The organism is Mediterraneibacter faecis (genome assembly GCF_055383675.1).
The window spans coordinates 2,629,646-2,644,027 of the sequence record NZ_AP043803.1 but is presented as its reverse complement, the minus strand read 5'-3'; the positions used below and the strand labels follow the sequence as shown (position 1 = coordinate 2,644,027).

The window sequence follows — 14,382 nt, the reverse complement described above, 5'->3', positions numbered from 1 at the left end:
CATGGACTTATCAAACTTAAGACCGGCAGACGGTTCAAAACAGAGTGATAATTTCAGAAGAGGCCGTGGTCATGGTTCAGGAAACGGTAAGACAGCCGGAAAGGGCCACAAAGGACAGAAGGCTCGTTCAGGAGCTACAAGACCTGGTTTCGAAGGCGGTCAGATGCCTTTATACAGAAGAATTCCTAAGAGAGGTTTCACATGCAGAAACTCTAAGACAATCGTAGGAATCAACCTTAGCGCACTTGAAGTATTCGAGGATGGCGCTACAGTATCCGTTGAGACATTGATCGAAAGCGGTATTGTTAAGAATCCAAAAGACGGAGTAAAAATTCTTGGAAATGGAGAGTTAACTAAGAAGCTTACAGTTCAGGCTAATGCATTCAGTGCAAAAGCAGCTGAGAAGATTGAAGCTCTTGGTGGAAAAGCAGAGGTGATCTAATGCTTAAGTCCTTGCGTAAAGCATTAAGTATTGAGGATATCAGAAAGAGACTTCTCTATACATTGGCAATGCTTATCGTTGTTAGGTTAGGATCACAGTTGCCCACTCCGGGAGTAGATCCGACATTTATTCAGAATTTTTTTGCACAGCAGACCGGTGACGTATTTAACTTTTTTGAGGCGTTCACCGGCGGCTCATTTACAAGAATGTCAGTATTTGCCCTGAGTATCACTCCATATATCACATCATCTATTATCATGCAGCTTCTGACAATAGCGATTCCAAAGCTTGAAGAGATGCAGAAAGATGGTGAAGATGGAAGAAAGAAAATCGCAGCGATTACAAGATATGTGACAGTTGGTCTTGCACTGATTGAATCTATCGCAATGGCTGTAGGATTTGGACGTCAGGGACTTCTGGAAGAATATAATTTCGTAAATTGTGCAATCGTTGTATGTACGCTTACAGCTGGTAGTGCATTTCTTATGTGGATCGGTGAGCGTATTACTGAAAAGGGAGTTGGAAACGGTATTTCTATCGTACTTCTGATCAATATTATTTCCCGTGTTCCGGATGATTTCGTGACACTGTATACACAGTTCATGAAAGGCAAAACAATTGCAAAGGCAGGACTTGCTGGTGTTATTATCCTTGCAGTTCTTCTGGTTGTAGTTGTGTTTGTTATCATTCTTCAGGATGGTGAAAGAAGAATTGCAGTTCAGTATTCCAAAAAAGTACAGGGAAGAAAAATGTATGGCGGTCAGTCAACACATATTCCGTTGAAGGTGAATACAGCTGGAGTAATCCCGGTTATCTTCTCTTCTTCACTGATGCAGACACCAATCGTGATTGCACAGTTCCTTGGAAAAGGAAATGGAACTGGAATTGGAAGTAAGATCCTTGCAGGTTTAAACTCCAATAACTGGTGTGATCCAGAGAATCCGATTTATTCAGTCGGACTTGTGGTTTACATTTTACTTACAATATTCTTTGCATATTTCTATACATCGATTACTTTCAATCCGATGGAGATTGCAAATAATATGAAAAAGAGCGGTGGATTTATCCCTGGAATTCGTCCGGGCAAACCAACAGTTGACTACCTTACAAAGATTTTGAATTATATCATCTTTGTTGGTGCGTGTGGTTTGATCATCGTACAGGTGATTCCATATTTCTTCAATGGTGTTTTCGGTGCAAACGTTTCCTTTGGTGGAACATCACTTATCATTATTGTAGGTGTTGTACTTGAGACAATTAAGAAGATTGAATCACAGATGCTTGTAAGAAATTACACAGGATTTTTAAATAATAAGAGATAACAGTTATTGATATTGTTTTCTATTAAACGTCTTTTAGCTCGCTTTGTTCTGTCCTCAATTGCAGGACGAACAGAGCGGGTTAAACTTGTATAAGGAGGATAAAGATATGAAACTCATCATGTTAGGAGCCCCAGGAGCAGGAAAAGGAACACAGGCAAAGAAGATTGCTGAGAAGTATTCTATTCCGCATATTTCTACTGGAGATATCTTTAGAGCAAACATCAAGAACGGAACAGAACTTGGTAAGAAAGCAAAAACTTTCATGGATCAGGGTCTTCTGGTTCCGGATGAACTGGTTGTTGATCTCGTTGTAGACAGAGTAAACCAGGAAGATTGTAAGAATGGATATGTACTTGATGGATTCCCGCGTACAATTCCACAGGCAGAGGCACTTGATCGTGCACTTGCTGAGATGGGACAGAAGATTGATTATGCGATCGATGTTGAAGTTCCAGATGAGAATATTGTAAACCGTATGTCTGGAAGAAGAGCTTGTGTTGATTGTGGTGCTACTTATCATATCGTATATGCTCCGACTGCAAAAGAAGGCATCTGCGACAAGTGTGGCGGAGAGCTTATCTTGAGAGACGATGATAAACCAGAGACAGTACTTAAGAGACTTGGTGTTTATCATGAGCAGACACAGCCGCTGATCGATTATTATACAGAAGCAGGAGTACTCAGAGAAGTTGATGGTACAATCGATATCAACGATGTATTTGCTGCAATCGTTCAGATCCTTGGAGAGTAAGTTTTGTTGATTTCATTCAGGAGGATTAAAAATGTCAAAAACTGACGTGATTGAAATTGAAGGAGTTGTAGTTGAGAAACTTCCTAACGCAATGTTCAAAGTAGAACTTGAGAATGGTCATATTGTACTGGCACATATCAGCGGTAAGCTGCGTATGAACTTCATCAAGATTCTGCCGGGAGATAAGGTTACACTTGAGATGTCACCTTATGACCTGAGCAAAGGAAGAATTGTCTGGAGAGACAAGTAAGAATTCTACACACCAAATAACGGGAATGCTGTTATTTACAACGTTCCGTATCTGAAAAGATAAAAAGATATTATTTTCTGAAAAGTATTTTTAGAAAATAATATCTTTTTTAATTTAGGTCTTGACTTTACCATATGTTTTGTGGTAAAGTATGAAATGGTCATTTTTGGAGAGGTGTGTCCAAAAATACCGGAATATATAGGCAGAGCAAAGTAGGGAAGGAGGATTTGACATGAAGGTTAGATCATCAGTTAAACCAATTTGTGAAAAATGCAAAATTATTAGAAGAAAAGGTAGTATCAGAGTAATCTGTGAGAACCCGAAACACAAACAGCGCCAGGGCTAAGGCATTGAACACTTGATGAGTGCAAGCGTAAGCGTAGCACGAATTTAGTGAGAAAGCCTATCAGGAGACTTGGTGAGCTATTATCGAACCTAGTCGAGTGATGCTACTGATGTTTTGTGCAATTATCAAGCGGCTGACAGCATGACACGCCAGGAGGTGTGTGGAGCTGTTTAATATACAGTAAGGATACATCGCATCTGTCCGCAGGTACCGACAGAGCATGTAGTCTGGGCATCTGACAGACGTTTGTCATCTTTATATTAAAGAGGGAAGATGCTATTGTATATTGCTTATAATACCCGGCATTTGCATTGGCGGATGAGAGTATGATCCGTGCCGGGAAAGGGTATGTAGTTTCCGTACATACCTGGGCTGGGATATCGGAAGGATACATTCCGGTAGGATGCAGCAGTAAATGAGTTACACCAGACTTCATTTATAAAAAGAAGAGACTCATTTCGCATTCGCAGCCTCAATTAGGGACAATTAACAAGAAAACCAGAAAAGAAAATGGAGGAAAGACACATGGCTCGTATTGCAGGTGTAGACTTACCAAGAGACAAACGTGTAGAAATCGGTCTTACTTATATCTACGGAATCGGTAGAACAAGTGCAGAACGTATCTTAAAGGATGCAGGAGTTAATCCTGACACTCGTGTAAGAGATCTTACAAGTGAAGAAGTAAAGAAAATCAGCGCAGTGATCGATGAGACTCAGGTTGTAGAAGGTGATCTTAGAAGAGAGATTCAGCTCAACATCAAGAGACTTAAAGAGATCGGATGCTACCGTGGAATCCGTCACAGAAAAGGACTTCCGGTACGTGGACAGAAAACTAAGACTAATGCAAGAACATGCAAAGGTCCTAAGAGAACTGTAGCAAATAAGAAGAAATAATATCGTATAAAATAAAGAAAGTAGGTTAGTTTAAATGGCTAAGAGAGTTGCGAAAAAAGTAACAAAAAAACGTGTCAAGAAAAACGTTGAACGCGGACAGGCACATATTCAGTCATCATTCAACAATACAATTGTTACACTGACTGACGCTCAGGGAAATGCTCTTTCATGGGCAAGTGCAGGCGGTCTGGGATTTAGAGGTTCAAGAAAATCTACTCCATATGCAGCACAGATGGCAGCTGAGACAGCAGCTAAGGCAGCATTAGTACATGGTCTTAAGACAGTAGATGTATTCGTAAAAGGACCGGGATCAGGAAGAGAAGCAGCAATCCGTGCACTTCAGGCATGCGGAATTGATGTAGTAAGCATCAAGGACGTAACACCGGTACCGCACAACGGATGTCGTCCACCGAAACGCAGAAGAGTGTAATTATACTCTGCTGTATGAGAAAAGCAGTTATTTAATAGTAAATGTTGACGCAGCGGCATGAGTACCGCTGGCATGTATAATATTAGGAGGATAGAAATGGCAGTAAATAGAGTTCCTGTTCTTAAAAGATGCCGTTCATTAGGAATGGATCCGATTTATCTCGGAATCAATAAGAAATCTAACAGACAGTTAAAAAGAGCAAACAGAAAGATGAGCGAGTATGGTCTTCAGCTTCGCGAGAAACAGAAAGCAAAATTCATCTACGGTGTTCTTGAAAAACCTTTCAGAAACTACTATGCAAAGGCAAAACAGCAGGAAGGAATGACAGGTGAAAACCTTATGATCATCCTTGAGTCAAGACTTGACAACGTTGTTTTCCGTCTTGGACTTGCTAGAACAAGAAAAGAAGCTAGACAGATCGTTGATCATAAGCACGTTCTTGTAAACGGCAAACAGGTTAACATCCCATCTTACCTTGTAAAGGCTGGAGATGTTATTGAAATCAAAGAGAACAAAAAAGGTTCACAGAGATACAAAGAGATTCTTGAAGCTACAGCTGGAAACATGGTACCAGAGTGGCTTGAGGCAGACGCTGAGAATCTTAGAGGTACAGTAAAAGAGCTTCCTAACAGAGAAGCAATCGATGTACCGGTTGACGAGATGCTTATCGTCGAGCTGTATTCTAAATAATAATTTGTAACTGTTCAGAGCCAAGCAAAATTTCATAAAACAGCTATAAAATGCTTGCATTTTTAAGACTGTTTTTGAAATTTTATTTGGCGGATACGCCACACCGACGAAATGCGTAGCATTTTGGAGGTTGGCTCTGAACATTTACAATAATTATGATTTGAAAGGATTGCGCAGGCATTTATGCAGGGCAATCCTAACTAATCTGAATAAGTTGATTAGATACAGTTTTGTACCCCCTCAACATATATTAAGCCCATAAGGAGGGTCTGTGTAGTGTTTGATTTTAATAAACCGAATATTGAAATTACAGATGTTTCAGATGACAAGAAATACGGAAGATTTGTCGTAGAACCGCTGGAGAGAGGATACGGAACTACGCTTGGTAACGCGCTGAGAAGAATTATGCTTTCTTCCCTGCCGGGAGCAGCAATCAGTTCTGTGAAAATCGACGGTGTACTGCACGAGTTCAGTTCCATCCCGGGTGTTAAAGAAGATGTGACAGAGATCATCATGAACTTGAAATCTCTGGCTATCAAGAACACATCTGAGTCTGATGAAGTGAAGACAGCTTATATCGAGTTCGAAGGAGAAGGCGTTGTAACAGGTGCTGATATCCAGTGTGACTCTGATATTGAGATTGTAAACCCGGAGCAGGTAATTGCTACATTAAGCGGTGGCAAAGACAGCAAGCTTTATATGGAACTTACAATCACAAAAGGAAGAGGATATGTAAGCTCAGATAAGAATAAGACAGAAGATATGCCAATCGGTGTTCTTCCAATCGATTCTATCTACACACCGATCGATCGTGTTAACCTGACAGTTCAGGATACACGTGTAGGTCAGGTTACAGATTATGACAAACTGACACTTGATGTCTGGACAAAAGGTACAATGGCTCCTGATGAGGCTGTCAGCCTTGCAGCAAAAGTGTTAAGTGAGCATCTGAAACTCTTCATCGACCTGTCAGAGGTAGCTCAGCAGGCAGAAGTTATGATTGAGAAAGAGGATGACGAGAAAGAAAAAGTTCTTGAGATGAGCATTGATGAACTTGAGCTTTCTGTTCGTTCTTACAATTGTCTGAAGAGAGCCGGAATCAACACAGTTGAAGAGCTCACAAACAAGACTCCGGAAGACATGATGAAGGTTCGTAACCTTGGTCGTAAGTCTCTCGAAGAAGTTCTTGCAAAACTGAAAGAACTCAATCTGGAACTGAACCACGGAGAAGAATAATATTCTATATCCGTACTATGATAAATTATCAGGACACTCATGTCCTGCACAGGCTGTGATTACAGTTTCGTGAATTGCAGCCCGCTGAAGATTGAATATCCTGGTGGTAAGCCCGAAGAGCACAGCAGGAGCATTTGATTAGTAAGCCCGAAGATGCATAACCAAATGTTAATTAATGGAGGAAATTTGAAATGGCAAAGTATAGAAAACTTGGCAGAACAGCAAGCCAGAGAAAAGCTTTACTTAGAAACCAGGTAACAGCACTTCTTAACAACGGAAAGATCGTTACAACAGAAGCTAAGGCAAAAGAGATTCGTAAGCAGGCAGAAAGCCTGATCGCTCTTGCTGTAAAAGAGAAAGATAACTTCGAAGAAGTTACAGTAATGGCTAAAGTAGCACGTAAAGATGCTGATGGCAAACGTGTGAAAGAAGTTGTTGACGGTAAGAAAGTTACTGTTTATGACGAAGTTGAGAAGACAATCAAAAAAGATAAGCCAAGCAGACTGCACGCTAGACGTCAGATGCTGAAAGTTCTCTTCCCTGTTAAAGAAGGCGAGAAGAGAAACATGAAAGATGTTGACATGGTTGCAAAACTCTTTGATGAGATCGCTCCAAAATATGCTGATCGTAACGGTGGTTACACAAGAATCGTAAAGATTGGTCAGCGTAAAGGTGACGCAGCTATGGAAGTTCTGATCGAGCTTGTTTAATTTGATAATATAGCTGATTTTTGACTCTCATATAGGACAGAAATGTCCTGTATGGGAGTTTTTTGCATATTACTAAAGTGTTTTTCATAGTTAAAATTGTCAAGTAAAAATTTGCTTTTGTGAAAACTGCACAAATGATGTTAAAAAAATAACGTTAAAACTTTAACAACTGGTACATTGACAATTAATTAACGAACTAGTATACTAATACCTGTAATCGGGAAACATAAAAACAACCCGATCGGATAAAACTTGCAGGTTACGAAAACAGTGACTATAAAAATGATTTATTCAAGTACAGGAGGAATACTCAGATGGCAAAGAAAGAGGCGGCAAAAACTGTAGAGACAAAGACAGTAAACACCGGATTCATTGATAACGTTGAAGCTCTTGAAGCAAAAATGAAAGAGATGCGCGAGGCACAGAAAATCTTCGCTACATTTACACAGGAGCAGGTTGACAAAATCTTCTATGAAGCAGCTATGGCAGCAAACAAGCAGCGTATCCCGCTTGCAAGACTTGCAGTAGAAGAGACTCAGAGAGGTATTCTCGAGGATAAGGTTATCAAAAACCATTACGCAGCAGAGTATATTTACAACGCATACAAAGATACAAAGACATGTGGTGTTGTAGAAGAAGATAAGGCATTTGGAATCAAAAAGATCGCAGAGCCAATCGGACTTGTTGCGGCAGTTATCCCTACAACAAACCCGACATCAACAGCAATTTTTAAAACACTGATCTGCTTAAAGACAAGAAATGCAATCATCATCAGCCCACATCCGGCTGCTAAAGCATCTACAATCGCAGCAGCTAAAGTTGTTCTTGATGCAGCAGTGAAAGCAGGAGCTCCGGAAGGAATCATCGGTTGGATCGATGCTCCATCACTGGAACTTACAAACACAGTAATGAGAGATGCAGATATCATCCTTGCAACAGGTGGTCCTGGAATGGTTAAAGCAGCTTACTCTTCAGGAAAGCCGGCACTCGGAGTTGGAGCTGGTAACACACCGGTTATCATCGACGATACAGCAGATGTAAGAATGGCAGTTAACTCAATCATCCACTCTAAGACATTTGATAATGGTATGATCTGTGCTTCTGAGCAGTCTGTAACAGTACTTGAAAGCGTATATGAGGAAGTTAAGAAAGAATTCCAGTACAGAGGATGCTACTTCCTGAAACCAGGTGAGGAGCTTGACAAAGTTCGTAAGACAATCATCATCAACGGTGCACTGAACAGCAAGATCCCAGGAAAATCAGCTTATGAAATCGCTCAGATGGCAGGCGTTGATGTACCGAAGAATACAAAGATCCTGATCGGAGAAGTTGAATCTGTAGATATTTCAGAAGAATTTGCACATGAGAAATTATCACCGGTACTTGGTATGTACAAAGCTAAAACATTTGATGAGGCTCTTGAGAAAGCAGCTCAGCTTGTAGCAGACGGTGGATATGGACATACATCTTCACTCTACGTACATCCGGCAGAGACAGAGAAGATTGCAAAACATGCAGCAGCAATGAAGACTTGCCGTGTACTGATCAACACACCTTCTTCTCACGGTGGAATCGGAGACCTTTATAACTTCAAGATGGCTCCGTCCCTTACACTTGGATGTGGATCATGGGGTGGAAACTCTGTATCAGAGAACGTAGGAGTAAAACATCTGCTTAACATCAAGACAGTTGCAGAGAGGAGAGAAAATATGCTGTGGTTCAGAACACCTGAGAAAGTTTACTTCAAGAAAGGTTCTATGCCGGTTGCACTGGATGAGCTTGGAACAGTAATGCATAAGAAGAAAGCATTTATCGTAACAGACTCCTTCCTTTACAAGAACGGATATGTAAAACCGATTGAAGATAAATTAGATGAAATGGGAATCCAGCATACATGCTTCTTCGAAGTAGCACCAGACCCGACACTTCAGTGTGCACGCAAGGGTGTTGACCAGATGAGACAGTTCGAGCCAGATACAATCATCGCTCTTGGTGGTGGATCTGCAATGGACGCAGGTAAGATCATGTGGATCATGTATGAGCATCCGGAAGCAAACTTCGAAGATATGGCTATGGACTTCATGGACATCCGTAAGAGAGTATTTACATTCCCTAAGATGGGAGAGAAAGCTTACTTCATAGCTATCCCAACATCTTCAGGAACAGGTTCTGAGGTAACACCATTCGCAATCATCACAGACGCTGACACAGGTGTTAAATGGCCAATCGCTGACTACGCTCTGCTTCCAAACATGGCAATCGTAGACGTAGACAACATGATGACACAGCCGAAGGGACTGACAAGTGCTTCAGGTATCGACGTTATGACACATGCAATCGAGGCATATGTATCTATCATGGCAACAGATTACACAGATGGTCTTGCTATGAAGGCTGTTAAGCTTGTATTCGAGAACCTTCCATCTGCATACGAGAACGGAGCAAACGATCCGAAGGCTCGTGAAGAGATGGCAAACGCTTCCTGTATGGCTGGTATGGCATTCGCAAATGCATTCCTTGGTGTTAACCACTCCATGGCTCATAAGCTTGGTGCTTTCCACCACCTGCCGCACGGTGTTGCTAACGCAGTAATCCTTACAGAGGTTATGAGATACAATGCAGCAGAAGTTCCGACAAAGATGGGAACATTCTCACAGTATCAGTACCCACATGCACTTGCAAGATACGCAGAACTCGGACGCTTCGCAGGATGCACAGGTAAAGATGATAAAGAAGTATTTGAGAACTTCATCGCTAAACTTGAAGAACTCAAAGAGAAGATCGGAATCAAGAAGACAATCAAAGATTACGGCATTGATGAGAAGTACTTCCTTGACACACTTGATGAAATGTCAGAGCAGGCATTCAACGATCAGTGTACAGGAGCTAACCCAAGATACCCACTCATCCAGGAGATCAAAGATCTGTACCTGAAATGCTACTACGGAAAATAAATCGCATTGCATAAGCAGGCATATGACCGTTAGAATCTAAAATATACGAAGAGAGACAGAATGATGTTGAAAAGCATTGTTCTGTCTCTTTTTTACGTGAGCAACGAGCTAAAGCTTATGATTGTTAATAAATAGACAATATATAAGAGACAAAAAATCTTGTTAAAAACTGCACAAACTTGCTCTAAAGGGGTTTTATTTCTAAAAATTGTGAGATATAATGACATCATCAAAACAAAGTAAGAGCCGTAAGGCAAAAGGAACAGCCCCGCAGAGCTGAGATAAAACAAGAGCAGACAAGAAGGAGCGTTCAAGATATAAGGAGGTCTATATTATGAAGTTAGAAGAAAAAAATCTCATCGTGAAACGTGCTTACAAATCAGTCTATAAATGTGATGATTGTATCGTGAAAGTTTTTAATGAAGGACATCCGAAGTCAGATGTATTTAATGAGGCTCTGAATACTGCAAGAGTGGAAGAGACAGGTCTGGACATTCCGAAGGTAAAAGAAGTAACTCAGATTGATGGAAAGTGGGCAATTGCTATTGAGTACAAAGCAGGTAAGACACTTGAGGACATGATGGAATCTGATATGAAGAATCTGGAAAAATATATGGAAGACTTTGTTGATCTCCAGTTACAGGTTCAGAGTAAGAAATCACCGCTTCTGAAAGGAATGAAAGATAAATTAGCTCGTCAGATCAATGGATTGAAAGATCTTGATGCGACTACACGTTATGAACTTCTGACAAGACTTGAGAGTATGCCAAAGCATAATAAAGTATGTCACGGAGACTTTAATCCGAGTAATGTGATCGTAGGAAAGAATGGAAAGATGACTGTAGTTGACTGGGCTCATGCAACACAGGGAAATGCAAGTGCAGATGCAGCAATGACATATTTGCTTTTCGCACTGAAAGATCAGAAAGTAGCAGATCTCTATCTGAAATTGTTCTGCAAGAAGAGTGATACAGCAATGCAGTATGTACAGCAGTGGCTTCCGATTGTGGCAGCAGCACAGTTATCTAAAGAAAATGAACTTGAAAAAGATTTTCTGATGAGATGGATTGATGTTGTTGATTATCAGTAGAAAATAGAGTTGTTTCTAAAAAAGAAGCGCTGGAAGATGAAAATGAAATCTTCCGGCGCTTCTTAATCTTCTTTTTATTATTTTACCAACTTGTAAAGAAAACGTTATCGCCAATTACAACACCGGTTCTGCTTGTCGATGGTGCGTACAGGAAGTAATAACAGTCGGCTACGGCAGCAAGACGAGCTCCGTTGATCGCATCCTGTGCAACCTGGATAGAAAGACTTCGTGGACCTTGCTTTAATACACGGTCTAAGGAACCTGTCCATACAGGAGCAAACTGTCCTTGGGCATAGATGACATCATGAATAGAATTCGGAAAGCGACTGCTATATACACGATTCATAATGACTGTAGCAACTGCAAGCATAGAGTCGTAATCATAGTGGGCCTCACATTGCAGGATTGCTGCAAGAAGTGTAAGGTCATCAGACGCAATGGCAGATCCGGAACTATTGGAGCCACCAGAAGAACTTGAACTTCCGGAGGATGAGGAACCTGAATTGCCGGAGTTCCCAGAGGAACTGGAAGTATTCGCTTTGTTCGCACTGGCAGCAGCCTCAGCTTTTGCGGCTGCTTCGGCTTTCGCAGCGGCTTCCGCCTGTTTCCTGGCTTCTTCTGCCTGACGAGCTGCCTCTTCTTCTTTGGCTTTCTGCAGTTTTGCATTTACCTCATTCAAATTAGTAGAAGTTGCAGCAGCTTTTGCCTGTAATTGTGTCTGCTGTGTCTGCAATTGATTCTGTAAATCTTTCATGGAAGCCTGCTGTGCTTCCAGGTCTGCTTTCTGATCGGCAATCTGCTGGTGAACATCTTTCAGATTGTTCAGAGCTTTGCGGTCGTAGTTACTTAAATTTTCAATAAAATCAGCTTTGTTTAGAAAATCTGACATATTTTCTGCTGAGAAAAGCATCTCAAGCATTGTAGCACTTCCGTGCTCATACATATATTTGATACGGCTTTTCATATCTTCATACTGCTGATCTTCGTTTTTCTGCGCTTTCTCAAGATCATCCTGTGTTTTGTCTATATCACTGTTGAGGAGCTCAACCTGCATCTCAGTATCAGATATCTTCTCACTCAGGGTGAGGATATCCTGGTTGATGCCTTTTAACTCGTTCTCAAGGGCAGAGGTCTGGTTTTGCAGATTGTCTATCGTGTCTGTAGCATAGACTGGAAGTGCAGAAAATACAATTGCAAGGGAACAAATGAGCGCGGTGCCCGTATGTAACTTGCTTTTTTTGTAAAATGCCATAATCTCAATATCCTTTCTTTAAATGACATTGCATAGTTGTTGAAAACCTATTATACTATAAAACAGAGAATTAATCAAATTGGCACGAAATATTTTATGATTGTTTTACGAAATGATTAAAAAGATATTGCTTTTTGTAACAATTGACGGATAGAAAATACAGAAGATAAGGAAAAAAGTATGGAAAAAAAGGAAATTAAGATTGTTGGATTAGATCTCGATGGAACACTTCTTACAGATAAGAAGGAACTTCTTCCTTATACGAAGAATGTGATCGGAGAGGCATTGCAGCATGGTACAGTTGTTCTTGTTGCAACCGGAAGACCATGGACAGGAGTTCCGGAAGAATTACGTGAGCTTCCGGGGATGGATTATGCACTGACTGCGAATGGGGCAAGGATTATCGAGACGAGAACCGGAAAGGTACTGGAAGAACATCTGTTATCCAAAGAAGCAGCAAAAAAAGCAATTGCAATCGGAAGAAAATATGACACTCTGTTGGAAGTTTATTTTGATGGGCAGGGATATGCTCAGAAAGATGAGATCGCGCAGGTGAGAAAGTATCATAAGAATCCGAACATGTGGGATTATTTTCTGAGAACACGAATAGCGGTAGACAGACTGGAAGATCTGCTGGATGAAAAAGAAGGGAATCTTGATAAAGTACAGATGTTGTTTGCAGATATGGAAGAGAGAGAAGAGGCATGGAAAGAGCTGGAGCGAGAAGGCGTCTTTGAACTGGTTGGCTCTCTTCAATATAATATAGAAATCAATGCAGTTGGTGTAAATAAAGGAACCGGACTTGTGAATCTTGGCAAGATGCTTGGAATCAGGCGGGAAGAGATCATGGCGTGTGGGGATGGCGATAATGATATCGCAATGCTCAAGGAAGTTGGATTTGGGGTTGCCATGGCGAATGCCGAAGAAAAGGTCAAAGCTGTAGCTGATTATATTACGGAGAGCAACAATGATGAGGGGGCTGCAAAGGCCATCGAGAAGTTTGTCCTGAAACGAGGAGGGGAATCATGTTAGAAGTATTAAAGGTTATCATTTTAGGAATTGTGCAGGGAATCACAGAGTGGCTTCCAATCAGTAGTACAGGTCATCTGATTTTGGTAGAGCAGCTGATCCAACTGAAGCAGAGCGAGGCATTTACGAATATGTTCAATGTGGTGATCCAGTTCGGATCTATTATGGCGGTCGTAGTAATTTATTTCCATAAGCTGAATCCATTTTCACCGACGAAGACGGAGAAACAAAAGAAGATGACAATTCAATTATGGATTAAAGTAGTGATCGGAACAATTCCGGCACTGATCGGAGGAGTGTTGCTGAACGACCTGATTGAATCAAAACTGAGTAATGCATATGTTGTTGCATTGATGCTGATCGTTTATGGTATTTTATTCATTATAATTGAAAAACGTAATGAGACAAGAGAACCGAAAGTAAAAAGACTCTCCCAGCTTTCTGTGAAGACAGTTCTTCTGATCGGAGTCTTCCAGATGATGGCGATGATCCCTGGAACATCCAGATCCGGAGCAACAATCGTAGGAGCGCTTGCACTTGGGGTTTCAAGAGGTGTGGCAGCAGAGTTTACATTCTTCCTGGCAATTCCGGTTATGTTCGGAGCAAGTGCACTGAAGTTGTTTAAATTCGGTCTGGCATTTACCCCGATGCAGGTATTCCTGCTTCTTCTTGGAATGATCGTATCCTTTGCAGTATCTGTTATAGCGATCAAGTTCCTGATGAAATATATTAAGAACCATGACTTCAAAGCATTTGGATATTACAGAATTGTACTTGGTATTATTGTATTTTTATTCTTTGGTATTCAGGCTTTATTCAAATAATATGCATATTATAGCTTTTCTTTACTGTTCACAGTGTATTGTGAACAGTAAAATTTTGTATTTGTGCAAGAAATAGTGCATAATTACCTCTTGCATTTTATAAAAAGCATGTTATAATTATAAACATGTTATGAATTTTTATGCAAAACAAGATAAAACAGG

15 protein-coding genes are annotated in these 14,382 nt (G+C 40.8%); 14 read left to right on the top strand and 1 reads right to left on the bottom strand.

Annotated features, from left to right (window positions below; genetic code table 11):
• The first annotated feature begins 1 nt into the window (after nt 1).
• The 12 genes from rplO to ACZ47Z_RS12565 all read left to right on the top strand — a co-directional run bounded on the left by rplO (nt 2) and on the right by ACZ47Z_RS12565 (nt 11,115).
• Nucleotides 2–442 (top strand): 50S ribosomal protein L15, encoded by a 441-nt coding sequence (gene rplO, locus ACZ47Z_RS12620; RefSeq protein ID WP_015528288.1) that lies wholly within the window; start codon nt 2–4, stop codon nt 440–442.
• Nucleotides 442–1,764, top strand: a complete 1,323-nt coding sequence (gene secY, locus ACZ47Z_RS12615) for a preprotein translocase subunit SecY (RefSeq protein ID WP_054751548.1) — start codon at nt 442–444, stop codon at nt 1,762–1,764. The genes rplO and secY overlap by 1 nt, the downstream gene beginning before the upstream one ends.
• A 106-nt stretch (nt 1,765–1,870) precedes the next feature.
• On the top strand, nt 1,871–2,515 hold the full coding sequence (locus ACZ47Z_RS12610; protein WP_055146112.1) for an adenylate kinase: 645 nt from the start codon (nt 1,871–1,873) through the stop codon (nt 2,513–2,515).
• Between the two features lie 31 nt (nt 2,516–2,546).
• Nucleotides 2,547–2,765, top strand: coding sequence for a translation initiation factor IF-1 (gene infA, locus ACZ47Z_RS12605; RefSeq protein ID WP_005613024.1), 219 nt, complete (start codon nt 2,547–2,549; stop codon nt 2,763–2,765).
• 232 nt (nt 2,766–2,997) lie between these two features.
• The gene (rpmJ, locus tag ACZ47Z_RS12600) at nt 2,998–3,111 is read left to right on the top strand and encodes a 50S ribosomal protein L36 (protein WP_020436478.1); all 114 of its coding nucleotides are present in this window, start codon (nt 2,998–3,000) and stop codon (nt 3,109–3,111) included.
• A gap of 525 nt (nt 3,112–3,636) precedes the next feature.
• Nucleotides 3,637–4,005: a 30S ribosomal protein S13 gene (rpsM, locus tag ACZ47Z_RS12595; RefSeq protein WP_015528285.1), complete on the top strand. Its 369-nt coding sequence runs from the start codon at nt 3,637–3,639 to the stop codon at nt 4,003–4,005.
• Nucleotides 4,006–4,039: 34 nt separating this feature from the next.
• Nucleotides 4,040–4,435: a 30S ribosomal protein S11 gene (gene rpsK, locus ACZ47Z_RS12590; protein ID WP_015528284.1), complete on the top strand. Its 396-nt coding sequence runs from the start codon at nt 4,040–4,042 to the stop codon at nt 4,433–4,435.
• A 96-nt stretch (nt 4,436–4,531) separates the two neighbouring features.
• Nucleotides 4,532–5,125, top strand: coding sequence for a 30S ribosomal protein S4 (rpsD, locus tag ACZ47Z_RS12585; RefSeq protein ID WP_015528283.1), 594 nt, complete (start codon nt 4,532–4,534; stop codon nt 5,123–5,125).
• 276 nt (nt 5,126–5,401) lie between these two features.
• Complete coding sequence (locus ACZ47Z_RS12580; protein WP_054751551.1) at nt 5,402–6,361, top strand: DNA-directed RNA polymerase subunit alpha; 960 nt, start codon at nt 5,402–5,404, stop codon at nt 6,359–6,361.
• Nucleotides 6,362–6,552: 191 nt separating this feature from the next.
• Nucleotides 6,553–7,071: a bL17 family ribosomal protein gene (locus tag ACZ47Z_RS12575; RefSeq protein ID WP_015528282.1), complete on the top strand. Its 519-nt coding sequence runs from the start codon at nt 6,553–6,555 to the stop codon at nt 7,069–7,071.
• Nucleotides 7,072–7,385: 314 nt separating this feature from the next.
• Nucleotides 7,386–10,025: a bifunctional acetaldehyde-CoA/alcohol dehydrogenase gene (gene adhE / locus ACZ47Z_RS12570; protein WP_055161012.1), complete on the top strand. Its 2,640-nt coding sequence runs from the start codon at nt 7,386–7,388 to the stop codon at nt 10,023–10,025.
• Between the two features lie 334 nt (nt 10,026–10,359).
• A complete protein-coding gene (locus tag ACZ47Z_RS12565) occupies nt 10,360–11,115 on the top strand; it encodes an aminoglycoside phosphotransferase family protein (protein WP_054751553.1) in 756 nt (251 codons plus the stop codon).
• Nucleotides 11,116–11,197: 82 nt separating this feature from the next.
• Here ACZ47Z_RS12565 and ACZ47Z_RS12560 read toward each other — a convergent pair whose 3' ends face one another.
• Nucleotides 11,198–12,367: a cell wall hydrolase gene (locus tag ACZ47Z_RS12560; protein ID WP_020436485.1), complete on the bottom strand. Its 1,170-nt coding sequence runs from the start codon at nt 12,365–12,367 to the stop codon at nt 11,198–11,200.
• A 180-nt stretch (nt 12,368–12,547) separates the two neighbouring features.
• On the opposite strand from ACZ47Z_RS12560, the gene ACZ47Z_RS12555 reads away from it, so the two are divergent.
• Both ACZ47Z_RS12555 and ACZ47Z_RS12550 read left to right on the top strand, forming a co-directional pair.
• The gene (locus ACZ47Z_RS12555) at nt 12,548–13,399 is read left to right on the top strand and encodes a Cof-type HAD-IIB family hydrolase (RefSeq protein ID WP_464525608.1); all 852 of its coding nucleotides are present in this window, start codon (nt 12,548–12,550) and stop codon (nt 13,397–13,399) included.
• The gene (locus ACZ47Z_RS12550; protein WP_117540857.1) at nt 13,393–14,220 is read left to right on the top strand and encodes an undecaprenyl-diphosphate phosphatase; all 828 of its coding nucleotides are present in this window, start codon (nt 13,393–13,395) and stop codon (nt 14,218–14,220) included. The genes ACZ47Z_RS12555 and ACZ47Z_RS12550 overlap by 7 nt, the downstream gene beginning before the upstream one ends.
• Nucleotides 14,221–14,382 lie beyond the last annotated feature (162 nt).